Origin of the sequence: Paracoccus sp. KR1-242, from assembly GCF_049446195.1 — a bacterium.
GTDB classification, from domain to species: domain Bacteria; phylum Pseudomonadota; class Alphaproteobacteria; order Rhodobacterales; family Rhodobacteraceae; genus Paracoccus; species Paracoccus broussonetiae.
In genome coordinates this window covers 234,569-258,158 of the sequence record NZ_JBMSED010000001.1, presented here as the reverse complement: position 1 = coordinate 258,158, position 23,590 = coordinate 234,569, and the positions used below count along the sequence as shown (strand labels likewise).

Sequence of the window (23,590 nt, the reverse complement as noted above, 5' to 3'; positions counted from 1 at the left end):
GTTCCGGCCCCACGGAAGCAAGGGGACCGGCAAGGAATCGCCTGCGCCGGATTTCAGCTCGCAGCCGATCTGACCTGCTGGCACAGATGATGACCGTTCCTGACATGGCGTTCGACCAGCTTGCCGATCCGGCGTGGCGCGGCAAGCTGGCGCGCCGGAACCGGCGTGAAGCCGGGCAAGGCAATCTCGGGGAAGATGAGCGAGATCTCTCGCCGCGCCTCGGCCCCCAGCGCGCGCAGCGCAATCTGCCCGACCAGCAGGGTTTCCGAGGGCGCGCCATTCGCGATCACGACCTGATGGCGGTCCAGCAGGATGTGGAAATACTCGACCGATTGCGCCGCTTCCTCGGCAATGCCGGGTTGCCCGAGAAGCTTCTTGGCAGGAACAAGGACTTCGTCTGTCTCGAACAGCCTGCGCACGATGGGCGAGGACAGCAGCATCCGGTGCTGGGGCGAAACGACAAGATCGGTTTCCGGCAGGCCCGGCCCGAGTGCCCCCGCGGCGATGCGGATCGGGCGCAGGTTCGGCAGCCGCGCCAGTGTCCCGCGACTGAGCCGGCGCGACCCGATCCAGCGGATCGGCTGCGGTCCCTGGTCAAGCGTGGTGACAAGATCGCCGACGGCCAGTTCCTCAATCAGGCGGGGGCCGTCGGGCGTCGTAATCCATGTGCCGCGCGTGAAGCAGACCACGACCAAATCGTCCAGCGCGATGCCGCCATTGTCCATCGGCACCACGGGCTTGCTTACACCCGGGGTGAAGGTGCCGTCGGTCGTGATGAAGATCGTGCCATTGACGCTGTCCACCTCCTCGCCCGTTTCGGAGTCGTGGAAATAGAAGCCCCCGCTGTAGCTGCAGGTATTGCCGCTGTACTGGTTGTTGGTCGACAACTCGCTGGCCTGCGAGCCTTGCCCTGCGACGTAGTAATCGGCGGTCCCGTCTCCATCGGCATCGATTTCGAAGCTCGATACCGGCGTATCGTCGGGGATGTAGGGGTCGGGGGTGCCGTCGCCATCCAGATCCTCGTCATCGACGATATACTGGTCGTCGATGGTGATCGTGACCACGGCATCCGCCGGATCATAGCCTTGCGAGATCAGGAAATCGTTGATCGGCAATGACGTGGGGGTAATGACCGTCTCACCTGCCTGCTGGTTGGTCGATCCAACCGCGACGGCGTCGGGGGGAAGAATATAAGTCGCCATTGCTCAGCTCCGATGGGGAGGAAAAGTGGAGGCTCGTCATCTCAATATCCCCTCAGCTAGCCAGCAAAAAGGCAGTGGCGCAAGGGTGAATGCCGCGCCGCAGCGGCTGAGTGGCGAGCTTTCGATCTCGCCATGTGTTGCGACCGCAACAAAATGTTTGACCGAAGCCCGCGGCTCCCCTATGCAGATCCGAACGTCGCCGGGGGAGAAGGCGGCGCATTCTGATGATCATCCACGGCAAGTTTGCTGACCGCGAAGCCATGCTTTCGCGCGCCGGCTGCGGCTTGCCGCATTTCGGGGAGGCGAGATGGCACATACGATCATGGTGGACCGGGCGCGGGGCAAGGCAGGCGACGGGCGCTGGACGCCACTGCGCGTGGCCGTCATCCTGATCTGCTTTCTGCTGAACGCGATCGACGGCATGGACATCGTGATCATGTCCTATATCGCGCCGTCGCTGAAGTCCTCGTGGCAATTGGGCCCCGAGGCGCTGGGGGTTGTTTTCAGCACCTCGCTGGCGGGCATGGCGGTCGGCGGACTGTTCATCGCGCCGCTGGCCGACCGCTTCGGGCGCAGGCCGCTGATCGTGGCGCTGTTGACGCTGATCACTGCCAGCATGCTGCTGTCGAGCCGGGTGCAGAACGTCACCGAACTGGTGATCCTGCGCGCGATCATCGGCATGGCCGTGGGAGCATTCCTGGCCAGCGTCAGCACGATCGCGGCGGAGTACGCGCCGCCGGGCCAGCAAGGCATGATCGTCGCCGGGACCATCGCGGGCTATCCGCTGGGTGCGGTCCTGACAGGGCTGGTCGTGGCCCATGCGCTGCCCGTCCACGGCTGGCGCGCGATGCTGGCCGGGGCGGGCTTCGTGTCGCTGGCGATCCTGCCGCTGGTGGTGGTGCTTCTGCCCGAATCCATCGATTATCTGAAACGGGTCCAGCCCAAGGATGCGCTGGCCCGACTGAACCGCCTGCTGGGTCGGCTGGGAGAGACCGCCCTGCCGTCGCTGCCGCCGCGGATCTCGGGCAGCAGGATCTCGCCCGCAACCATCTTCCGTGACGGACGGCTGGCAGGGACGCTGTGCCTGTGGATCGCGGTGATCATGGGGTTCATGACCTTTTACTTCCTTGTTTCGTGGATTACCCAGCTTTCGGTACAATCGGGCCTTGCGGTCGAGAACGCCATCTATGCCGGGGCCCTGTTCAACCTGGGCGGCTTTGTCGGCACTTTCGTCATCGGTGGCATCGCCATCCGGATCGGCCTGCAACGCGCCACCTTTGCCGCAATGCTGTGCGGCGCGGTCGTGGTCGCGGCCTTCGGCTATCTGTCGGTGACGCTGGCGGTCACGCTGGCCTTGGCCTTTCTGGCCGGCTTCACCACCAATGGCGGTTTCAATTCGTTTTACGCGCTGGCCGCCGCGCTTTATCCTTCCGAGATCCGCTCGACCGGGATCGGCTGGGCCATGGGGATCGGCCGCATCGGCGCGGTCATCGGGCCGATGCTGGGCGGCGTGCTGATCGGACAGGGTCTTGGCCTGCCTGCGCTGCTGGCCGTCTTTGCCATCCCGCTTCTGATCGCAGGCATCGCGGCACTGTTCGTCCGCGGCCGCAATCCGGCATGACTGAAAGGAACCCCGCCATGTCCGCAACCAACAGCCATGATGTCGTCGTCGTCGGATCGGGCGCCGCCGGACTGACCGCCGCCATTACCGCGCGCAAATCCGGCCTGTCGGTGATCGTGCTGGAAAAGGCGCCGGTCTTTGGCGGCACCACGGCCTTTTCGGGCGGCGTCGCCTGGATCCCCGGGAACCCGCATTTCGAGGATCGTTCCCCCGAACAGGGCGGAACCAGGGTCGATCGCGAGGCTGTCCACACCTATATGCGCCACGAAGCCGGGCCGAATTACAACCGCGCCTTTATCGACGCCTATCTGGATTTCGGCCCGCGCATGCTGCGCTTCATGGAGGCCGAGACCGAGGTGGCCTTCGTCCCCTCGATCTATCCCGACTATCACCCCGAAGCGCCGGGCGGTGTCCAGATCGGCCGCTCGATCACGGCCGCGCCCTATGACGCGCGGCGTCTGGGAGCCGAGCTGGCGCGACTGCGCCCGCCGTTGAAGACCATCACCTTCATGGGAATGATGTTCAATTCGTCGAACAACGACCTGAAGCATTTCTTCAACTTTACCCGCTCGCCCGTCTCGGCCGCCTATGTCGCGAAGCGGCTTGGGGTACATCTGCTGCATCTGCTGCGCTATCGCCGCGGGGTGCAGTTGACATCGGGCAATGCGCTGGCGGCGCGGTTGGCGAAATCGGCGTTGGACCTGGGGATCAGGATCGAGACCGGGGCAACCGTCACCGAGCTTCTGCAAGCGGATGGCCGCGTTATCGGGGTCGCCGCGACCATCGACGGGGAAAGGCGCGAATTTTCCGCGACCCGTGGCGTCCTGCTGGCGGCGGGCGGCTTTGCCCGCGATCCCCTGCGCACCCGCTCCATCTATCCGCATCTGCGCGAGGGGGGCGAGCATTTCACCCCGGTCCCCGAAGGAAATACCGGCGACGGCATCACGCTGGGCGAGGCTGCAGGCGGCCACCTGTCCGCCGGCCTGCCCAATGCCGCCGCCTGGATGCCCGTCTCGAAGGTGCCGTTCCCCGGCGGAGAGGTCGCCTTTCCGCATTTGGTCGACCGCTACAAGCCGGGCTTCATCATGGTGACGCCCGCGGGGCGGCGCTTCGTGAACGAAAGCTCGTCCTATCATGATGTCGGTGAGGCCATGATCGAAGCCTGCCGTGGCACCGGCAAGACGGAAGCGTGGCTGATCGCGGATCACCGCACCATCCGCAAATACGGAATCGGCTTCGTGAAACCCTATCCGATGCCGCTGTCGCCACATCTGCGCTCGGGCTATCTGCGGCGAGGGAGGACGGTGCAGGATCTGGCTCAGCAGATCGGCGTCCCCCCCGAGGCTCTGGCGCATGAGATCGACACCTACAACCTTGGCGCCCGCCGGGGCGAGGACGCGCAGTTCGGTCGCGGCAGTTCCGGCTTCAACCGCTATCTTGGCGATGCGGCGCACAAGCCCAATCCCAATGTCGCGCCGGTCGAACAGGGACCGTTCTATGCGCTGCGGATCGTGATGGGGGATCTGGGGACTTTCCCCGGACTTGTCACCGACACACGCGCGCGGGTGCTGGACGAACAGGATCGCCCGATTCCGGGGCTTTACGCGGCGGGGAACGACGCCGCCTCGATCATGGGCGGGGCTTATCCGGGTGCTGGCATCACCATCGGACCAGCCATGACCTTCGGCTATGTCGCCGCTTTGGCGCTGGCCGGAAAGCTGGATGACGACGCGACCTGCGAGCACACGCCCGATGCCGCCTGAGGAGAAGACGATGTTCACCGCCCCCCAAGACAGGCCGCTGGTCAACCTGCGCGTCTATACGATCACACCGCGCCGCATGGCCGAGTTCCTCGAGGTCTTCGACCGCGTGGCCATGCCCGTGCTGCTGCGTAGCCTGGGCGCACCGATCGGCTTTTACACAAGCACGGTCGGCACGCTGAACCAGGTCGTCCACCTGTGGGCCTATCGCGACATGGCGGATATGGAGGCGCGCTGGCACGCCCGCGACACGGACCCGGACTTTGCCGAATACATGCGCGCCTCGGCCCATCTGGTCGTCGCGCAAGAGGACCGGCTGCTGCGGGCGGCCCCCCTGCCCTCGCTGGCGGGCTAGGCGGTTTCGGTTTCGGTGTCGGCGCGGGATTGTGCGTCCTCTTCAACCTTGGGAAGATTGATGATGAGCCGGTGCAGGAAGGACAGAAGCTGGTCGAATTCCTTGTCCGAAAAGCCGTCAAGCAGCGCGGCTTCGCGCGCGCGGGCAATGGGCAGAACCTGGCGGTGCAGCGCAAGCCCGGCTTCGGTCAGGTTCGCCTCGCGCTTGCGGCGGGCGGCGTCGCGCATCTCGACAAGGCCGCGCGCCTCCATCCCCGACAACGCCCGGCTGACCGAGCTTTTGTCCAGCCCGATGGAATTCGCCATCGCAATGACATTCGACCACGGCTCGACCGCCAGGTGACACAGGATGCGCCACTCGACCACGCCGATCTGGAACCGCTCATGATATTCCTGCGACGCGCCCGCACCAAGGCGGCTGGAAAAGCGCAGGCTGAGCGCCCCGATGCACCGGTTGAGGTCGAAATGATCGGATTGCATGAAACTCCCCTGCCTTGTCCCGCGTGCGTCGCGTGAAGGGCATCCGGGCAGCACGAACGGGCACTGGCAGATTGCCTGACACCCCAAAGACATAAGCGATTTTGTTGCCTTCGCAACATCTCATTTGGCAAGAGACAAGGAGAAACCGATGAGTTGGCTTGAACTTCAGGACAAGACCGTCGTCATCACCGGCGCAGGGGGCGGCATCGGGCGCGCGCTTTGCCAGGCTTTCGCGGCGCAGGGCGCACGCGTGGTCGCGCTGGACCGCGATGCTGCCGCGCTGGGGACATTGACCGAGGAACTGGGCCAGTCCGCTGTGGCGCTGGCCTGCGATCTGTCGAAGGGCGACGAGATCGAAGCCGCCGCCGCCCGCGTCGATGAGCTGGGCGGCGCGGATGTGCTGATCAACAATGCAGGCATCCTGCGACCCGGTCCCCTGGACAGCATTGCCGAGCCGGATTGGTCGGCGATGCTGCGCATCAACCTGACCGGCTATCTGCTGACCTCGCAGGCTTTCGGCCGGGCAATGCTGGCGCGTGGAGCCGGGGCGATCGTTCATTTCTCGTCGATTGCCGGAAGCCAGCCCCAGCCCGCCAGCGGGGCCTATTCCGCGTCGAAATCGGCGATCCTGATGCTGTCAAGGCAAATGGCGCAGGAATGGGGCCCACGCGGGGTCCGTTCGAACTGCGTCAGTCCGGGCCTGGTGCGGACGCCGTTGTCCGAGGCCTTCTATGCCGATCCCGAAACCAAGGCCCGACGTGAAGAGATGGTGCCCCTGCGCCGCATCGCCGCCCCCGAGGACATGGCCGAGGTCGCGCTGTTCCTGGCCTCGCCCCGCGCCTCGTATGTCACCGGACAAGAGATCGTGGTCGATGGCGGCCTGTCGCAGTCGCTGATGGGGCTGGTGCCGCGTCCCGGATATTCCTGATCCGCGGATGGATGGCGGGGCACCTTGCGGCCCCGCCAAAAGCTCAGGCGGTGATGGCGAATTCCGTCATCATACCGGTTTCCAGATGCGGCATGTGGTGGCAGTGAAGCATCCAGCGCGCGGCCTCGCCCGCGTCCAGTGCCACCGTCACCATCGCCATCGGCGGCACATAGACCGTATCGCGCCGCGCGCCGGAGAACCGCCGCCCGTTCACCTCGACCACCTGGAACGTATGTCCATGCAGGTGCATCGGGTGGCCCATCATCGACATGTTGTGGAACATGATCTCGACCCGTTCGCCCGAACGCGCGGTGACGGGAACATGCTCGCCCCAGACCTTGTCGTCGATCGTCCAGAGATAGGGCTGCATCGTGCCGCCCAGCATCAGCGCCCGGCTCGTCTGGACCTCTCGCGCCGGCAGCGGATCACTCGCGATCAGCCGCATTTCCTGCGCCATGTCGGTGTCGAAGGCCGCGGCGTTCTGGTCGGCCAAAGGCGAAAGCTTCGGCACCTTTGCCCCCGCCGTGGCCAGGATCAGGCCGGTGCGCTCCCGCGCCCCTTCGCGGATCGCCAGGATCGGCCATGATCCCGTGCCCGGCAGCTCGAACTCCAGGTCAAGGCGCTGCGCCATCGCGATCCCGAAGCGGGTGCCGGTCAGGGGCTGGATGCCCTGCCCGTCGACCGCCACCAGCCGCGCCTGAACCCCGCCGGTATCGATCCAGAAGACCGTGGCGGCAGCGGCATTGACCACCCGCAGCAACACGCGGCCGTCCCGCTCGACCCGGATCACTTCGGGGTCGGACAGGGTGCGGTCGTTGGTCAGATAGGCGTCCCAGTCATAATCGTTCAGGTCCATCTGCATTGTGGCCATGCCAGACATGTCATGGCCCGACATGCCCGCATGGTCCATTCCGGCCATCGGCTGCTTCATCGGCATGGCGCCGTGATCCATGCCTTCGTGACCCGAGGGCGCATGACCACCCGCAATCTCCTCCATCACCTCGGCGGGCGACTTGAAGGCAAAGTCATGCAGGAACATCACCACCTCTTGCCGGTCGGCCGCGATGTCGCTGGCGCTGCGCACGATCAGCGGCGCGGCCAGCAGGCGCATTTCCTGCATAGGGATATGAGAATGCATCCAGTAGGTGCCGGGGATCGCCGCATAGTCATAGCTTCGCGTCTCGCCAGGCTTCAGCTTCGACATCGGCATGTCGGGCACGCCGTCCTGCGCATTTGGTGGAATCTGGCCGTGCCAATGGATGATTGTCGGCTCTGGCAGATCGTTGGTCAGGTCGACCCGAAACCGCGTGCCGGGGTCCAGGATCAGCCCCTGCCCCGAGGGGCCCGCAAGCCCCCAGACCGAGGCCGCCCGCCCGTCGATGTCAAGCGTCCGGCTGGCGGCGCGCAGGCCAATTGCCGGGGGTTCGGCCATCCCGATACGCGGGAACTGGACCATTGCCGATGCCGCGACGCCCGCGGCAAGAAAGCCGCGCCTGGTAAGAAGAGTCATCTTCGCCTCCGTGGGAATCCACGATTCCCCTCTGAAATCAGATTGTCGCACGCCACAGCGGCGTGCAGCTTCAGAGGGAGGAAGGATTGGGAGGGCGCTCGTTCAGCGGCGGCACCATTCCCTTGCCGATCCGCGCCGCGGGCAGCGCATGAAAAGCGCGCGGCACCGGGACAGTGCGGAAAGTGGTTGAAACCGGATCGATGGCCGCCCCTCCGGCACAGACCCAGGCGCAAACGGCAGCATCCGTGCCACAGCTGCCCTTGCCATGGCAGGTCACCACGGTTCCGCGATGCGCATCATGCGCGCTCGCATGGTCCATCGCCAGCTCATGGGTCATTTGCCCCGTAGCCATGCCGGTGGCGTGGGCCGCGGCCATATAGGGCGCAAGGCAAAGCGACAGGATCGCAAGGACGATGAACGCGAACCGCTTCATGACGAAAGGTTAGCCGCCAACCTCAGCCGAAGTCCACCGCCTTCGCCCCGAAACCCGTCACCAGGACAGGCAAGCCCACGGTGTCGGGACACCAGACAACATTGCGCAACATCGCGAAATTCGGGATCGATCTTGATATTCTGGGAGGATCTGGTGGACCGCTGGGGAGCGCGATCGAACACCCTAATTGAAGCACTATCCAATATGGAGGCCCTACTCATGTCCTTCTTAAATGACGGCGAGCAAACGCTTTGATGGCGCTACTTACCGGTCAACTGTCGATCTCCGCCGCCAGTTCTGAATACTCGAAGAAGGACGGACCGTCGGGGAGAGGTGTCTGCGGATGCTCATTGCACGATCGTCGAAATGAAAGGTAATTAAGTCCTTTTGGGCGCCTACAATTTCATGCGATCGCGATATGACAGGGGCGTGCCCTCAATGACATCCAACAACCAAGGATGAAGCGCCGATGGACAGCGTGCGGAGAACACTCAAAATATTTCGGCCGCTGCAGATGTTCGACGCGCCGGGGCAGCGGCCCCTCGTTGAGCAGGATCTGAGGACTGTAGTATCTTGAAGCCCTACCGACCTCGGGCACCGCCATGACCTACCAGCCCGGCGGTCTGAAGACTGGGCACTCGCATGCAAGATCAAAATAGACCTCGAGCCCTTTTGCTTCCGGAGTTCCTTAACAATGAATTTGATTTCCGCGCCTTTGTGGACGGATGAGCAAACCTCGCTCCCATCACTCAGCAGCAAGATTTTCTACCTCATCCCCGTCGAGGATGGTAGCCCCCCTGAGGCAAGCCCGATGCAGGGTTTTGCCCCTAGCCTGATGAGGCACGCCAGACTTATAACTTCGATTTCAACTCTGCCCAGTGACATATGGGAGCTGACACCCGAACGACAAAATATCCGCCTCTCATTGAAAATGGCGGGCCTAAGTCCGATTATGTGGGCAGGCCAATCCAAACGTGCCCTTACAAGAATTATCACTCCTCCCCACTTCCCGTTCGTGGTCCTCCTCATTGGAGATGCCCATAACATCCAAGACTATCAACCTTGGATCCAAGCGCACACTTTCCCCCTCGTTGTCGTTGCGCCGAAGGGCGGAACTCTCTCCTATGAGGATTTATCCATAAATGGTCTGAGGAACAGTTTCCTAAAGGTGTGCGACGCATTGAAAGGACAAGTGAAAGACCATGAACTGATAGCGGCTCAAGAAGCAATTTCTAACTGGACCGACATCGAGAATCGCGAGTTTGAGCCCAAGATAGGCGGACACAACGCATTCACGCCCGCCCTTTCAGCTTTATATACAGCGGGATACAAAGATATTCAGAATGGCCCCTTCACCGACCTAAAGGATGGTATTACGCCATATGTGCGGACCCTTGATATCCTGACGGAATCAATCCTCAATGAGCGCGCAAAAATAGGCCTCAGAGAGGCGAACAGAGCATTTCCGCCTACGCCAGAGCTGAACCTATTCTCGCCATCCATCTACCCACACTTTCAGTCCACGAGCATCATGGGTCACGGACTCAATGATGAATTTAAGCGTGATCTCCTCGCGACAAGGCGAATGCTTAAAAATCAGAGCGGATACAGTTTCATTTTAACGAGCGATAGGCAGAAAAAAGCACTTCTCGGAAAAGACCATAAAGGAAACCCAAGGCCGAACATGTTCTTCCGTATTAGATCTGAAGAACTCACACTCGGAACGGCGGTTGTATCAATACTCGCCGCATCCGAATTTTCAGCAACGATCAGGCTTCCGAACTCCGTAAATAAAACTGCAGGAGATGTCAGACAGTTCTCTCAGCACTACCACGCAAAAATCATGAATGACCGCAAGCGTAGAGCTGCCTTCAGTAAAGTGCAAAAAGCCATTACAGATTCAATACCAGCGGAGTTTCTCACTTACGTGGAAAAATCTCAAACTGGTATCAGGCTGATTTCCGATGCCCATCTCGAATGGGCAAACATCCGCGGACTACCCCTCTGCGTTCAGAAGAACGTGACCAAAATTCCGGTTACCCCCGGTAATTTGTTCATTTCCCAGGTGTCACCGCAACCTCACGAAAACTATTGCGTCTCCGACTTCAAAGAAGTCCTCGTTCTCAGTGCTCTCGCGGAAAACGACCCGATTGAAGGTATGTTCGGCGCTGCCATTTCTGCATTTGAGCCTCACTTTGGAAAGCGAGTAAAGGTTCGGACTGAGCGGGTCCGAGATGAACAGTCGCTCAGGGAGGCTCTAAATAGCTTTGAGGGGCCAATGGTGATTTTTGATGGACACGGTAGCCACGACGATGACAAAGCTGCAGCGCTTCATCTCATTGATGAAGCCATCGATATCTGGAAATTGCGTTCGAATACACCGCGTATTCCACCTATCGTCCTGCTTAGCGCCTGCAGCACGCACGCTGCCGATCGCAATCATGCCACCACCGCGAACGGGTTCCTCGCAATAGGTGCGCGAACCGTGCTTGCGTCCGCGTTCCCAATCGACGCGAGGGACGCCTCAGCCTTCGTTGCAAGGCTCCTCTACAGAATAGCAGAATTCGTTCCAGTGGTTAACGACCGCGAGAAACGCTCGGTCAGTTGGATGGAGGTGATGGGCGGCATGATCAAAATGCAGCTTCTGACGGACTTCTGCCGCAGGCTTCTCAAAAAAGAAATTCTGGATGAAGAGAGCTACACTAAGTTTCACCTTCTGGGAAACATGGCAATCAACACCCATCATCCTTGGCCGTATGAAGCCGTCTTGGATGCGCTGGTAGAGATTGGACTCGATAGATCCAAAATGTTGTATGAGCTGAAGTCTGCAGCGGCTTCGTCGACTGCCATAAGCTACATCCAACTTGGTAGGCCAGAAACTATTCTCATTCACCCGGACAATTATGAGGAGATCGGGTAGCACCGATCACGCAGGAAGAGGCTGCAAAATATAGCCGCCGAAGGCGTGAAGCTTTGCTTCGCGCCCATCCAGAGCGGCCTCGACACGAGATAGGACTTCCGAGGTGGAGATCAAAACCTGTCGACCCTTGCTCGCAACCAGAGCGCTCTCAGCGAGGAAAGCGGCAAGATCATTTTCATCCATCTGCTGCTGACCCGGCTCATCGAAAACCGCGAATCCGATATGGTTGGTCTGCACATGTTTCGACAGTTCGAGCAATGACAGAATGTATGACCACTTGAGGCGCACCACGTCGCTCGCCGATGCCTCAAAGGTTATATCCTTGACGATCTGCTCACCGTCCTTGGCCGCGGCACGGACCTGCGGCCTGAAATCTTCACTGGAGAGAGTGAAGCCATCGATCTTGAAAGACGAAAAATGGAAGCTCTTCAATAGACGCTGTAGGATTGCCTGTAAGAGCCGCTCCTTTTTTTTGTCCTGCTCGGTCAGCGCGCCGGATCCGACCTCCGCAAGTTTCTTTTTAACATCAGCCCACTCGCGTGCGATAGCACGAAGCCCGCTGACAGCTCCATCGACTCTTTCCTGTTGGGCAACCCACCGTTCTAGGCGCGCCTGCAGACGCACGATCTCCTCCAGTTCAGCTCTAGAAGTGCCCGGGTTCGGGCGAAGAAGATCGCGCTTAAGCGCCCTGACATGCGCTCTCAGCTCCTTCTGTTGATCCAGCAAAGATTGATGCTGGACTTTGATTCTGTGCAGTGTTTCGCTTATCGACCCAAGCATCGATCGGTAAAGTTCCAACTGCGATCGTATGAAGGCGATGTTATCATCGAGGCCCATTGCTACGCGACTGACCGCGGGCAGCAGTTCGGTCGATACGTCTTGCTGACAGGTAGGGCAGGTGTGCTCGCTCGACGCCATTCCTAGGATAGAACCGAGGTCCTGAAGCTTTTTCGCATCGATGTTTCTCTGGAGGTCCAGCGACAGCGCAGCGACCCGATCTTCGAAAGCGCGCTTCTCACTTAGTGCAAGCTGGTATTCGTGGCGCATGGTCGGAACCCGCGCACTCAATTCGGCGAGAGACTCCTCTGCGGCGCCTAATTTTTCATCCAGTTCTTTGGACGCATCTTCAACCGCAACAAACTCCGACTGGTCGAAGTCTGCTATCCTTTTTTCAACTTTCGCGGCAACTGCAGACAGGGCGCGCCATTCCTCGTCGTAGTAGATTGCAAGCTGAACAGGACTATCCTGCCCGAAGCTTGCCGTCGGCTCGTTCGGCAAACCTTCGATGCGGACCAGCGCGTCGCTTCCGGAAACAATTTCCTTGCGTATGGCTTTGTATTTCGTAACGGCAAGCAGCAGTTCTTTCTGCAGTTCACTCCGCTCTCGCCTTGCCTTTCCAGCATCGAGATCTAAAACGAATTCCATCACCCGCCTGGGCAAATCCTGCACACCGAAGAAGGTTGGCAGCGGTCCTTGGATAGCCGACCATCCGCGCTTCTGTTCTACGAAAAACATCGGGAAAATAGTTTCGATATAGAGCGGCCGCTCATCGCCATTATAGTAAGGGACCAGCGGGAGGTCCCATCCGATGAACCGGGCCAAGAAATGGTGGAATCCGTCTTCATTGACCGCAGAACCCTTGTCATGCAAAAAGAAGTCTTTCTGCTGCCCCTGCGATCCATCCACTTGGTCGATGGAGCAACCCCAGGTCCGAACCAGGCCCGCCTTCCCCTCCTGAGGAATTTCTCGTCTGACGGTTATCACCGCTCCCCGGGAGTTCCGGATTTCCAGAGCCACATGGGATTCGAGGACAGGCTCATATCCCTGATCTTTGGCCACCTCGATCCGGTCGCGCATGGCGTATGGCAGTGGCACGTCCAGCTTCGAGGTCAGCGAGCGCTCAAGGCCTAGGCCGTAAATGATAGCCATAAGCGCCGTAGATTTTCCGGACGTATTATCCGCTTGAATAACATTGAGGCCGTCAGAAAAAGCGATGTCTGCGCCAAAGGTGCGGTCCGCGGTGACGGACCGAAGGCGAATGTGGCGAATGGTAATCAAAGCAATCGTTTTCCTGTCATCAAAAGCTTGTCAACAAAGCTTTCTGTCAGTTTCTTCCCAGGTTCGGATAGAAACGCTCGTTCGTCTGTCAGAATGTCTTTTCGAGCATCAACCGCCCGTGCAACGTCCAAACCCTTGCTCGTCAAGATGAGGATCGCGTGTTTGCTACTGACACCCCAAGTCGCGAACCCGTCACCAACCAAAAAGTCAAGGGCGCGTGTGAATGCGGGTTCTACCCTCAGGACGTAACTCAGAGCGTCCGATCTTCCCTCCAGCACATCGATAAGGCTCTCTCTTGAACTCGGCGTCCTGAGAGCATCGTTCAGCACATGAAGTTTTGCGAACGACGCCTTTTTCCCATGGCAGTTGAGGAGAGCCAGGAGGACCACCGAAACACGCCATGCAATACGCATGTCTCCAGCGCAGGGCTTCGGCCGCCCACGAAAAAGGACTGCCCCGTTGCTCACTGAACCGGCCCCGTCGAAGGCTCGAAGTCCAGAGGACACTCAATGAGCCAAGTTCCAATCTGACCTTGAGCGACCGCGCGGACGGTGTTGCTGTCTAGGGTTGGCAAGGCGGCCGACAACGCCTTGAACAGACGATCCTGTTCGTAAATGAGCAATTCGCCCGGTTTGCCGGGCAAGGATCCCGCGGTCGCCAGACGCTCCTCTTCCAAAGCGATGGTGGTCTGCGCCGTCTCCCAAAGATCTGGTGCATCGCGCTTCAACTGCTCAAGTGCGTTTTCGGATCGAATATGTCCGGTAACGAAGCCGCGTTTCTTCATCAGCCGACGATCAACAGTGTCATGTGAAAATGCCCTGAGAAGCTTATCTTCGAGCGCTCCGTCGATATTATTGGCCTTAACTGCAATGTCATCAGGGGCTGGCGAAAGCAGCTTCAGTTTCGCACCGCGCGCACGGTTTCGTATCTCTTCTATTTCGACGGCGAAGTCGGTTTGACAATGCACCATCCCGGTGAAGTCGGGAGTAAGATAGGAAAGACCGAGCTTGGCCTGTTCGCTGGCCCTTGCCGCGACATGGGCAATAACGTCTTTGCTGTCCAGAAACGGTGACAGCAATATCCAACGACTGATCTTCAATCCGCAGAGAATGTTCTCGATCTTCGTTGCGTTGGCGCTGAGTTTGGCCAGGTCGCGTCGCGCCTTTTCCCTCATCGCGCTCGCAGCTTTGGCCACGTCTCCGGTTTCTTCCGGCGCATAGCATTGGTAAATGCACCCGTCTGTCGTAAAACATTCGATGCCCGCGTCGCCCTGAACCCTAGCGGGCACTGCCTGAACATTCGCCGCTCCGTGCCGAAGACGTATCAGGTTCAGTGCAAACTCTTCCCATTCCGCACCGTCCCAGGCGCGCTGATATCTTTCAATCATTCTCTTATCGGAACCGGACAGCGTCGAAGTAGATTCGAGCACATACGTCCACTCGTCAAGGCTTAATGCCTGTGAATTCGATAAAATTTCTCTACAAATACAAACTCTCGTAGCTCGCCGAAATCTCGACTAGCGCCGCTTTGAAGATCGCAGCCCGCCCACGCCCACGTTTGCAGGCAGTCGGTTCCTTCGGAATAACGCGTTCTGTGATCTTCGACGACCTCACGTCCAGCCACCATAGGGCGCAGGGCGATGGTGGCTCAACGGTAGATCGATGACTGTTTGGCCTGCCAGGGTGTAGCTTCCGGCAAGCCGCCATTGGTTCACTATCACTCAAGGACGTTCGGCTTAAGTTAAGTGCGTCGCGGATTTCACCTTCTGGCTGATCGTCAGCCCTGCGACTCCGAGTTTGAGACTGATGGTGGCAAGATCGTATAATGGCTTGGTTGAACCACGCGCGGTATGGCAAGCGATCGAAAAGGCTTACCAAAAAAAGATGTCAGCTGCCTTTGGGGATCTGTCCATCGCGCTGGCCGAGGTCAAGGACCGAGAGGATCATCTGGCCGAGCGCGCCGGTAAAACTACCACGGCCAGACCGGCCCCCAAACCCACCATCAGCAATCCTCTACCGACGTTGCCGCGCTTCGAAAATGTCATCAAGCCTGACAGCCTGCGACCTGCCCCTATGGCTGCGGTATCGTGCAACGGCTCAGTGAGGCCCCTGCTGAACGGCTGACCATCCCCCCCAGCACAGTTGTGCGACATCGTCACTGTGCGCCCGAAGTATGCCGGCCGGACCGGCACCTATCAGGTAGTTCAGGCACCAGCGCCATCTCACCTACTTATGGGCAGCCCGCCGATACAGGCGACAATCGCCTGCCTCCTGGTCAGCAAATACGCGGATCCGTCATAACCAGATCTTGGCGCGGGCAGGCCTTGATCCGCAACGCGCCGTATCGACCTCTGTCCAACCGAGCGGTGATGAGGTCTTTCGGTGACCGGCGATCACCCCTGCAGTTCCGGCTCGATATATCGCCTAAATGCATCGAGAATTGCCGCATCATCACGGCCAAACCGGTCCGCCGGCGCGCAGCCGAAATCCACGTGAGCGCGTGTCAGCCAGTAACAGAGCCTAAGGTTGCTGATACGGGCAGGCCTGAGACGCAGAAGGTCGAGGACGACCTCGAAGACAGTGCCGCTTGCCGTATTGAACTGAAACAGCGGCAACACTGTTTCACCATTTTGGATCACGGTGATGACGGCACAATCGCGGGCGATGTCCTGTATGATGCGTTCCGGAACATGTGTCTCTATGCGCAAAAGCGCGCAGGCCTGCGATGCGTCGATCATTTTGATTGTGGCGAGCAGGCGTTCCGCGGCACTCGGTTTGTTCGTAGGGATTTCTGCTGGCATCTTATATCTCCTTCGGAACCGCCCGGTTCGGCGGTAAACCAGTTCTTTCAGCCCTCCCGTCCAGTCGCTGCCCGGTCTGTCGCATCGAATTCACGCACCCAGGCGATGTAGTTTGCTAGCAACTCAGGCAGCTGGTCGGGCTTTTCGAGCGGAAGGTATCCGGGCAGCGCAAACTTGATGAAGTCGGCCGCTGGTCCGTTGACGCCCATGCTTTCGGCCAGCTCGGCCCCCAGCGCCGCAAAGGGCCGGCCGAGGGCATACCATCGCGACTTCGTCCTTGCCCATCCCGCCTGCACATTGATCGCCAACAGAGGGCTTGTCGTCGCGGTGTCGCGTCCGAGGAGTGGGTGCCCCGAGACATTGCCCCAGAGCGCGATTGTGTGGGAACCTGATCGCAGGGGGCGCCAATGATCGATGACAGGGGCATTGATCAGATCCGCCCCTGTCGGACCTGCCTCGGCCTCGGCGATGGCTTTGAGCGCCCGATCCAATCCGGCGCGATGTTCAGGAGATAGTGCCATGGTATCATCCATTCTGATGGGGATCGTGGGGGTGCTGGCTCAGTGCAGCATCGGGCGGGCTTCGAGGTCCTCAGCGAGATCGAGCATGCGCAGCACCACGCGGAGGTCAGGCTGGTAGCTCTGTTTCATGGCCCAGATCAGCGCCTCGCCGATGGCCTCGATCGAGGTGTCGGACAGATCGCGGCGGCGCCCTTCACGACCGGCGAACCGGACAAGGTGTTCGCTGGTGGGATACGGGACATGGATAGGGGGGCATCGACTCAGAAGTGGGGCGGACAATGTCCGATGGTCGTTGACCGTGATGATCCAGTTGACCCAGCTTAAATTGAACGGCAACTTGAAATACGGGCAAGTCCAGCGCGCAGCGCTCATCGGCTCGAGAAGGGGCAGCAGGGAGGCAGCGAGGTCGAACACCTGGCCTTTGCTCGACATGACCGAGCCAGCTTTCTCCAGTTCGTCGACGACCACGACCACGTTAGCCACGCGCTCCGTCAACAACATGTCGATCAGCTGACCCGGCTCTGCGTTGGACCAGCCTTTTTGAGACCCGACCAAGCCGAACGAAGCGCCTTGGCTGGTGGATTCATAAATCAGGCTGGGCACCCCGAGCTTTTCTCCAAGCGTGGCGCCCAGATGGGTTTTTGCGATCCCGGGCGGGCCGGAGAGCACCATGGGCGGCATCCGGAACGCGGGATCGCCGCGCCGCACAGATCGCCGCATGGCATGCCAGATCTTGTTATTGACCTCGCCCATCCAAGGATATTCATCCTGAAGGGCTGCCGCAATTTCATCAGCCCGGTGCTCACTGGGGATGTTGACACCTTCGACACCCGGTTTGATCGGAGTGAGGCGTTGCTGATCTTCGGGTCGCAGTCTGGAAAAGGGTGACCGATTGGCATGACAGGCTGCAATATCCGTAGCGCGTTGCCGAATGCGGCGGGTTTTGGCGAGAGGCAAATCAAGCTCAGACCATTCCTTGGGAGGCTGATCTGGAGGGTGGAAGCGGTCGTCTTTCTCTTTTGCCATGAGGATCTGAAGCAGATGTCGGCGCAATCGTTCCTCAATTGGTCCAGCTTTGAATGCTGGATTGGGGAAGGAAAACCGGGCGAAGGGAATGAGCGGCATAACCTATCCTCGATGACTGGGGGATCAGTTGCAGGCCATAGGGATTTTGTATTCGCGTCGGCCCAGTATTTCCGGAGGCACCGTGTGGCGAGCGGGCACAGCCAAAAAACACGCGGGCTATTGTCGGACTCGGGCCAGGATGGCGCGAAGCATGCCAGCCTCTGCGGCCAGAACGGCGCGAATTTCATATGGACCGGAGAGCGCGTGGAGCGGTGGGAGCTCGAACGCGTTTTTCTCGCGCCCGGGATAGGGTGTGCCCAGCACATACCACCGGTTATAGGTGCGAGCCCAGTTGCCCGCGGCATCAAGTCCGTAGACCTGGGAGGTGTGGATGACGCGATTACCGAGATGAGGGTGATCGGTGACGCGTCCGAATAGCATCACGCGCCCAATTCGGTCCTGCAACGCGACCCAGCTATCGAGCACGGGAGCATGGGCAAGATCGGCATTGCTGGGCCCACCCTCGACAAGATCGTAGAGTGCTGCCTGGGCAAAAAGATCTTCAAGGCGATGGTCTGAAGGCATGGCGCTTACTCCGTTCAGGCGAGCAGCATTCGAAAGGGCCGGGCAGCGCATGCCCCGGTGGATTGGACGGAAGACAAGGGATCGAGCACCGGCCTCGGGTCAGCCGAAGTTGCTCATTGACGTCGGAGTGAAGCTGGGCATATCCATCCAGCTCAACTTGTATCCTGCCACAATGAGCAGGATCAGTAAACGATTCTATTCAATGATAACAGTATCTTACATTGATTTTTCGCATTCCTCCCAGAAGTTGACTCAAATGAATTGATTCAATGAAAAGCGGTCGTGGACGCTCTTGGAGGCACATTTTTGCTCGGCAGGCCGCCGAAAATGGTCCTGACGCGCCATTTTGGGGAGCGGGCCTTACGCGAAAGACGATCGCCAGTTTGACGACCGCCCCACTGGTGCCTCAGGCCATCTCTTCGCCCACGCCGCCTCCTGAACAGCCGGTCCTTCTGGAATGCGAAAACGCAATACCTCTTCTAGAACGGTGCAGTCTGATCTCGGGAATCGACTGGCCAGAGACGCATAACCTCTTCCGCAACTCATGCCGAAGGCCGTCTGCGACGGACTTATTCACCCGATCCTCGCCCGATTATCACAAAAGAGTGAACCTGCGAAAGAATGCGAAAAAAATTCCCTAACAGGAGCGGAAACCCAAGGTCGCCTCCGCTAACTGATTGAATTAATGCGCGCCAGAAACCCACCCTCCACGGCGAGTAATAATCTGATTTTATGCGAAAAAATGAAAAGCGTGTTCGAAGTTTTCGTTGGTCAACTTCGTGCGGATGCTAAAATATCCCAATCGGTTGCGAAGGAAAGTGTTTTGCCGGGTGGTGCGCCATGCCTAAGAAAATCACACCTCACCAAGCTGAGTTCGGACTCGCGCCCTCATCCCCAGAGAAGTGCGACTCTTCGCAGAGAGCACTTAAGGTCGCCAGGAATGAGCTTTCCAAAATCGTTCCCGATGATGATGTCGAGGATGTCACCGACAAACTGATGTGCCTTGCAACTGTAATCGCGGAGGAGATTCTCAATGATTCAAGCCATTATCTACGTGCGCGTCTCTAGCCGTAAGCAGGAGGAAGAGGGCTCAGGTCTGCAGTCCCAAGAGGACGTTTGTCGCGCCTTTGCTGGTCGTAAGGGTCTCGACGTTGTGGCAGTTTATTCTGATACCTACACCGGAGGATCGTTAGCACGCATCGGGCTGAACAGTTTGATCAAGCATGTGCGGCGAGAACGTTCAAAAAGGTTTGTCGTCATCTTTGATGACATCTCACGTTTGAACCGGGACCTAAAAGGCCACTTGGAGATCAGAGAGAAGTTGCGGGACGCCGGCTGCCTGCTGATGTCGCCTAACCGGGAATTCAAAGACGACGCAGACTCCCTCCTTGTAGAGAACTTGCTTGCCTCCATGGCGCAGCATCATCGCATGAAAAACTCCGAGCAGGTGATCAGCAGAATGAAAGGAAGACTTCTGGGCGGCCACTGGCCATTCAGGCTGCCATATGGACTGACTTATAACCGTATCCCTGGGAAAGGGTATGTCGTCACATCTGTCGAACCCCATTTTCGGATTGTTCGGGAAGCCCTTGAAGGCTTTGCGACCGGTCGCTTTGGCAACCATGCAGAACTTCAGCGCTGGCTAAGTGACCAGCCTCCGTTCGTGAAGTATCACAATGCGCGGTCTGTTACAGTGCAACGGGTCGAGAGGTTGCTCCGCAACCCGCTTTATGCTGGACACTAAGTCTATCCTAAATGGGACGTCCCTCTGTTGCGTGCTGATGTTCCATCGGCGATCAGCCTTGAGATGCATCAAAAAATTATACGCAAGCTGGATACTAGCAAGGGGGGTGAGCGGCTCAACCGGGCACCAGACTTTCCTGCGCGCGGTTTCCTTGTTTGTGGAGATTGCGGAGGCCTAATGACGGCAGGCTGGTCAAAGGGGAAAAAGCAGCGATATCCGTATTACTCCTGCAAAAACCAGGGCTGCTTCAGCAAGCGCAAGTCTGTTCCGCGACAAACAATACATGATGGCATTGAGCATATGCTCGAGGAACTCGTGCCGTCATCGGAAGCGCTCGCCGTATTTGAAGCGTTTGTTAGTGCCGCAATCCACAGAGTTTCCGCCAATGCCGTCCAAGACAGGGATGATCTGAAGCTCCAGATATCCGCCTTAAGCGATCAGCACCGTCGTTTGCTCGACAGGATCGTAGAGGAAGACGACGCCGAAGTATCAGTTGCCCTCAAATTGCGCCTCAAGGAACTGCAGCTGGACCTCAAAGTTAAGCAGGCTCAACACGCCAAACTTTCATCGGCCACGCAGGTAACGCCAGAAATCTTCGAACACTCAAAGGCTCTCCTCGCAAATCCCTCTAATCTATGGAAAAATGGAAGCCTCGCGACGAAAAAGACAGTGCTTAGAGCATGTTTTGCTACGCCACCAGGCTACACGCGAACTAGAGGCTTTCGAACACCTAAAACAACGCCAATTTTCAATGCGCTAGACGCTGCAAGCGAGGGAGAGATAAATTTGGTGGAGCCGAGGACCACCATCCCCCATTCCGGCATCTTCCGACCTGTTCCTCGAAACCTTTGAAACACCGGTCTTGGTGAACCTAATTGTCTATCATCATCTGTGGCGTTCCGGTATATTCTGCCCGATATTGGGGGAAGAATAGGGGGAAGAGATGACAGGGCACCTGACACGTAGGCCGGAAAAGGCGCTGACAGCGCAGGCGGTCAAGAACGCCACCACGCCGGGAAAGTATTTCGATGGTCATGGTCTATATCTTCGCGTTGACCCAAACGGCTCGCGCTTCTGGGTGCAGCGCATCACCATCCGAGGCAAGCGGTGCGAAATCGGTCTTGGCTCGCCCGCGCTGGTGACCTTGGCCGAGGCAAGAGCAAAGGCGCTGGACAATCGCAGGCTGGCCCGTGACGGCGGCGACCCGATTCAGGAACGACGCGAAGCGAAAGCTGTCCTGACATTCGAAGAAGCCGCTCGCAACGTTCACGCTCTACACCTGCCGACATGGAAGAACGAGAAGCACGGCAAGGACTTCATATCGTCACTGGAAACCCATGCTTTTCCCAAGCTGGGCAAGATGCGGGTTTCGGAAGTCACCACGGCGGATGTTCTGGCGGTGCTGACGCCAATCTGGACCAAGTTGCCCGAAACTTCCCGCCGAGTTCGCCAGCGCATCGGCACGGTGATGAAGTGGGCCATTGCCAGGGGATGGCGGCGGGACAACCCGGCCCTGAACATCAGCGAGGCATTGCCCAAGGTCAGCAAGACACAGGAGCATCGTAAGGCCCTGCCCTATACTGGCGTTTCGGGCTGCATCGAGGCGGTGAACGCTTCCCGAGCGGGACAGGCGACCAAGTTGGCGCTGGAGTACCTGGTGCTGACCGCTGCAAGGTCTGGCGAAGTCAGGGAAGCGCGTTGGGATGAAATCGACATGACCGCGAAGGTCTGGGAAATCCCGGCTGACCGCATGAAGATGTCCCGGCCGCACCGGGTTCCGCTGTCCTGCCGTGCCATTGCCGTGCTGAAACAAGCCGAGGCGCTGGGCGGTGATTCAGGGCTAGTGTTCCCCGGCACGAAAAAAGGCCGTCCCCTGTCAGACATGACGCTTTCCAAGCTGGTGAAAGAGCTTGGCTTCAACGCAGATGTCCACGGCTTCCGCACGTCTTTCAGAACATGGGCACAAGAACGCACATCCTTCCCGCGCGAGGTAGCTGAAGCCGCTCTGGCCCATCTATCTGGTGACGCTGTGGAACGTGCTTATGCCCGCAGCGACGTGCTCGATAAGCGCCGCCAGATGATGGACGCATGGGCGGCATATCTGGCCGAGAAGCGCGACAATGTGGTGAGGATTGCGTGATCGATCATAACCCCAAATGGCTGACCCTTTATCAAAAGGCATCCTTGGCTGCCGAGGCTGCCAAAAAGGCGGAAACATCCCCGGGTGCCGCAGGGAGGTGTATGGCGGCGGCGCAGGTCAACGGCGGCCCGGCATGCGTTTGTCCGATCTGCAAGGCCAGACGTGCGAGCGGCCGCGAGATAGGCCAATTTGACGCGTTCTGGCGCGATCAGGCCACCCCCCATGACCTTGCCGATATTCTCGAGCGGGCACAGAAAGACTTGATCGTAACCTTGGAAAACGGGACCGAAACCCGAGTAGAAACACTTAGCCCCCCTGCCTCCAAGACCCCAGATGGACAGGACTTCAGGCTCGCGTGGGACAACGCCGACGAGTTTCAGCGATACCTTGCTCAATGGTTGCCGGAAATCGCGGCCCGCATAGACGGCGACCCGCCAGAGGCTTCGACTGATTTGGCAGACACAGTCCGGCGTGCGAGGGATTTTCTCATGCCGCTCACCGAAGCCCCGGAAGTAACGAAAGGCGCTGCGGGCATGTCGCGGCGAGCCTATTCCGTAGCTGCGCTGCGGCTGCTTGATGAGGTCGAGAACCTATCAGCCGCGTTCGCCAGTGCGCCTGCTGATGATGACGGTGATGAACCACCGGAGCATGAGCAGAGGTGGTGGCGGGAATGCTTCGCCGAGATCGCTGTCAGAGCTTTCAATGCCGGAATGCTGGCACGGGCTGCGGGTGGGAAGGAGATCGAGGCCGACGCCCTGAAAAAGCGCGGGGAGGTTGCCAAAAATCAGAAAAACGCACCCAAGGGCGGGGATAAGAATAGGCTCAAGAAGGAAGAACGCTATGCCGTTTTGAATCGGCTGGCACGAGAGAGCTTCAATCTATTTTCCAATGTCGGAGACCGTCAGGCTTTGAGAAATGCAAAATCCCTTGCGCGGGAATATGACAGAACTGCTGATCCTAAATTGTTTGCGTCGGAGGCGGGAAAGCCTCTTCGCGATATCTGGTTCAAGGACTGGCTGGCGACGTTTCGACTGCCTGGAAATTCTATTTATTAAAATCATACACTTGCAATAAGACAACCCGCTGGCTCGTGATGAAATCATCAACGAGCCAGCGGCTCGTTTTCGCGACCTGCGCCAAATTCCCCAGTGTTCCAGAACGTCTGGAACCCTTCGCAACACTCTGGGGATTACCGACATGGCTGAAAAGCACCTGCGCCGCCGCGCCGTCGAAGAAGTGACCGGCTTGGGCCGCAGCACGATTTACGACCTGATGAGCAAGGGGCAGTTTCCGCGCCCCATCAAGTTGACCGGTAAGGCCGTCGCATGGCCCGAAAGCGCGGTGTCCGATTGGTTGGAAAACCGCCCCACCGCCTAATCAAAACCGCCACCCCGGGGCTTGGGGCGGCGGCGCATTGATTTTGGCGGTATGGATATGCCGAAATGTAATGCCCAGCGCCCCGGCCCGCA

General features: G+C 59.1%; 21 protein-coding genes. 11 read left to right on the top strand and 10 right to left on the bottom strand.

All coding sequences use genetic code 11. The features are described 5' to 3' along the window. Positions 1-53: 53 nt before the first annotated feature. Positions 54-1,202: a Hint domain-containing protein gene (locus tag ACO2Q4_RS01220; protein WP_423316757.1), complete on the bottom strand. Its 1,149-nt coding sequence runs from the start codon at positions 1,200-1,202 to the stop codon at positions 54-56. Positions 1,203-1,509: 307 nt separating this feature from the next. On the opposite strand from ACO2Q4_RS01220, the gene ACO2Q4_RS01215 reads away from it, so the two are divergent. Genes ACO2Q4_RS01215 through ACO2Q4_RS01205 form a run of 3 tightly spaced genes read left to right on the top strand, consistent with a single transcriptional unit; the run spans position 1,510 to position 4,938 of the window. Further along, positions 1,510-2,823: an MFS transporter gene (locus tag ACO2Q4_RS01215; protein WP_311760300.1), complete on the top strand. Its 1,314-nt coding sequence runs from the start codon at positions 1,510-1,512 to the stop codon at positions 2,821-2,823. A 17-nt stretch (positions 2,824-2,840) separates the two neighbouring features. Beyond that, positions 2,841-4,586, top strand: a complete 1,746-nt coding sequence (locus tag ACO2Q4_RS01210; protein WP_423316755.1) for an FAD-dependent oxidoreductase — start codon at positions 2,841-2,843, stop codon at positions 4,584-4,586. Positions 4,587-4,596: 10 nt separating this feature from the next. Beyond that, the gene (locus tag ACO2Q4_RS01205; RefSeq protein ID WP_423316753.1) at positions 4,597-4,938 is read left to right on the top strand and encodes an NIPSNAP family protein; all 342 of its coding nucleotides are present in this window, start codon (positions 4,597-4,599) and stop codon (positions 4,936-4,938) included. On the opposite strand, the gene ACO2Q4_RS01200 is transcribed toward ACO2Q4_RS01205, so the two are convergent. After that, the gene (locus ACO2Q4_RS01200; protein WP_423316751.1) at positions 4,935-5,417 is read right to left on the bottom strand and encodes a MarR family winged helix-turn-helix transcriptional regulator; all 483 of its coding nucleotides are present in this window, start codon (positions 5,415-5,417) and stop codon (positions 4,935-4,937) included. The two genes, ACO2Q4_RS01205 and ACO2Q4_RS01200, sit on opposite strands and share 4 nt — an antisense overlap. A gap of 148 nt (positions 5,418-5,565) precedes the next feature. On the opposite strand from ACO2Q4_RS01200, the gene ACO2Q4_RS01195 reads away from it, so the two are divergent. Next, a complete protein-coding gene (locus tag ACO2Q4_RS01195) occupies positions 5,566-6,345 on the top strand; it encodes an SDR family NAD(P)-dependent oxidoreductase (protein WP_423316749.1) in 780 nt (259 codons plus the stop codon). A gap of 43 nt (positions 6,346-6,388) precedes the next feature. On the opposite strand, the gene ACO2Q4_RS01190 is transcribed toward ACO2Q4_RS01195, so the two are convergent. Together ACO2Q4_RS01190 and ACO2Q4_RS01185 are read right to left on the bottom strand one after the other, a co-directional pair. Beyond that, positions 6,389-7,855 (bottom strand): multicopper oxidase family protein, encoded by a 1,467-nt coding sequence (locus tag ACO2Q4_RS01190; protein WP_423316747.1) that lies wholly within the window; start codon positions 7,853-7,855, stop codon positions 6,389-6,391. A 70-nt stretch (positions 7,856-7,925) separates the two neighbouring features. Further along, entirely contained in the window at positions 7,926-8,288 is a 363-nt protein-coding gene (locus ACO2Q4_RS01185; protein WP_423316745.1) for a hypothetical protein, read from the bottom strand. 694 nt (positions 8,289-8,982) lie between these two features. Between ACO2Q4_RS01185 and ACO2Q4_RS01180 the strand changes: the two genes are divergently transcribed. Continuing rightward, on the top strand, positions 8,983-11,208 hold the full coding sequence (locus ACO2Q4_RS01180; RefSeq protein ID WP_423316743.1) for a CHAT domain-containing protein: 2,226 nt from the start codon (positions 8,983-8,985) through the stop codon (positions 11,206-11,208). Positions 11,209-11,214: 6 nt separating this feature from the next. Here ACO2Q4_RS01180 and ACO2Q4_RS01175 read toward each other — a convergent pair whose 3' ends face one another. Further along, complete coding sequence (locus ACO2Q4_RS01175; protein ID WP_423316741.1) at positions 11,215-13,266, bottom strand: AAA family ATPase; 2,052 nt, start codon at positions 13,264-13,266, stop codon at positions 11,215-11,217. A 463-nt stretch (positions 13,267-13,729) separates the two neighbouring features. Then, positions 13,730-14,653, bottom strand: coding sequence for a hypothetical protein (locus ACO2Q4_RS01170; RefSeq protein ID WP_423316739.1), 924 nt, complete (start codon positions 14,651-14,653; stop codon positions 13,730-13,732). A gap of 442 nt (positions 14,654-15,095) precedes the next feature. Between ACO2Q4_RS01170 and ACO2Q4_RS01165 the strand changes: the two genes are divergently transcribed. Further along, positions 15,096-15,389 carry a hypothetical protein gene (locus ACO2Q4_RS01165; RefSeq protein WP_423316737.1) on the top strand — a complete coding sequence of 98 codons (294 nt, stop codon included), beginning with the start codon at positions 15,096-15,098 and terminating at the stop codon, positions 15,387-15,389. A gap of 269 nt (positions 15,390-15,658) precedes the next feature. On the opposite strand, the gene ACO2Q4_RS01160 is transcribed toward ACO2Q4_RS01165, so the two are convergent. The 4 genes from ACO2Q4_RS01160 to ACO2Q4_RS01145 form a co-directional block, all read right to left on the bottom strand. Then, positions 15,659-16,066, bottom strand: a complete 408-nt coding sequence (locus ACO2Q4_RS01160) for a hypothetical protein (RefSeq protein ID WP_423316735.1) — start codon at positions 16,064-16,066, stop codon at positions 15,659-15,661. A gap of 47 nt (positions 16,067-16,113) precedes the next feature. Beyond that, positions 16,114-16,599 (bottom strand): DUF6634 family protein, encoded by a 486-nt coding sequence (locus ACO2Q4_RS01155; protein WP_423316733.1) that lies wholly within the window; start codon positions 16,597-16,599, stop codon positions 16,114-16,116. 27 nt (positions 16,600-16,626) lie between these two features. Continuing rightward, positions 16,627-17,712, bottom strand: a complete 1,086-nt coding sequence (locus ACO2Q4_RS01150; RefSeq protein WP_423316731.1) for an AAA family ATPase — start codon at positions 17,710-17,712, stop codon at positions 16,627-16,629. A gap of 117 nt (positions 17,713-17,829) precedes the next feature. Next, positions 17,830-18,237, bottom strand: coding sequence for a DUF6634 family protein (locus tag ACO2Q4_RS01145; protein WP_423316729.1), 408 nt, complete (start codon positions 18,235-18,237; stop codon positions 17,830-17,832). Between the two features lie 1,033 nt (positions 18,238-19,270). Here ACO2Q4_RS01145 and ACO2Q4_RS01140 point away from each other — a divergent pair. The 5 genes from ACO2Q4_RS01140 (at position 19,271) to ACO2Q4_RS01120 (ending at position 23,498) form a co-directional block, all read left to right on the top strand. Beyond that, positions 19,271-19,981: a recombinase family protein gene (locus ACO2Q4_RS01140; RefSeq protein ID WP_423316727.1), complete on the top strand. Its 711-nt coding sequence runs from the start codon at positions 19,271-19,273 to the stop codon at positions 19,979-19,981. Between the two features lie 63 nt (positions 19,982-20,044). After that, positions 20,045-20,833, top strand: coding sequence for a zinc ribbon domain-containing protein (locus tag ACO2Q4_RS01135; RefSeq protein ID WP_423317304.1), 789 nt, complete (start codon positions 20,045-20,047; stop codon positions 20,831-20,833). 91 nt (positions 20,834-20,924) lie between these two features. After that, complete coding sequence (locus tag ACO2Q4_RS01130) at positions 20,925-22,121, top strand: tyrosine-type recombinase/integrase (RefSeq protein ID WP_423316725.1); 1,197 nt, start codon at positions 20,925-20,927, stop codon at positions 22,119-22,121. Next, positions 22,118-23,176 (top strand): hypothetical protein, encoded by a 1,059-nt coding sequence (locus ACO2Q4_RS01125; protein ID WP_423316723.1) that lies wholly within the window; start codon positions 22,118-22,120, stop codon positions 23,174-23,176. Before ACO2Q4_RS01130 ends, ACO2Q4_RS01125 begins: the two co-directional genes overlap by 4 nt. Before the next feature lie 142 nt (positions 23,177-23,318). Then, positions 23,319-23,498, top strand: a complete 180-nt coding sequence (locus ACO2Q4_RS01120) for a helix-turn-helix transcriptional regulator (protein WP_423316721.1) — start codon at positions 23,319-23,321, stop codon at positions 23,496-23,498. Positions 23,499-23,590: the final 92 nt, after the last annotated feature.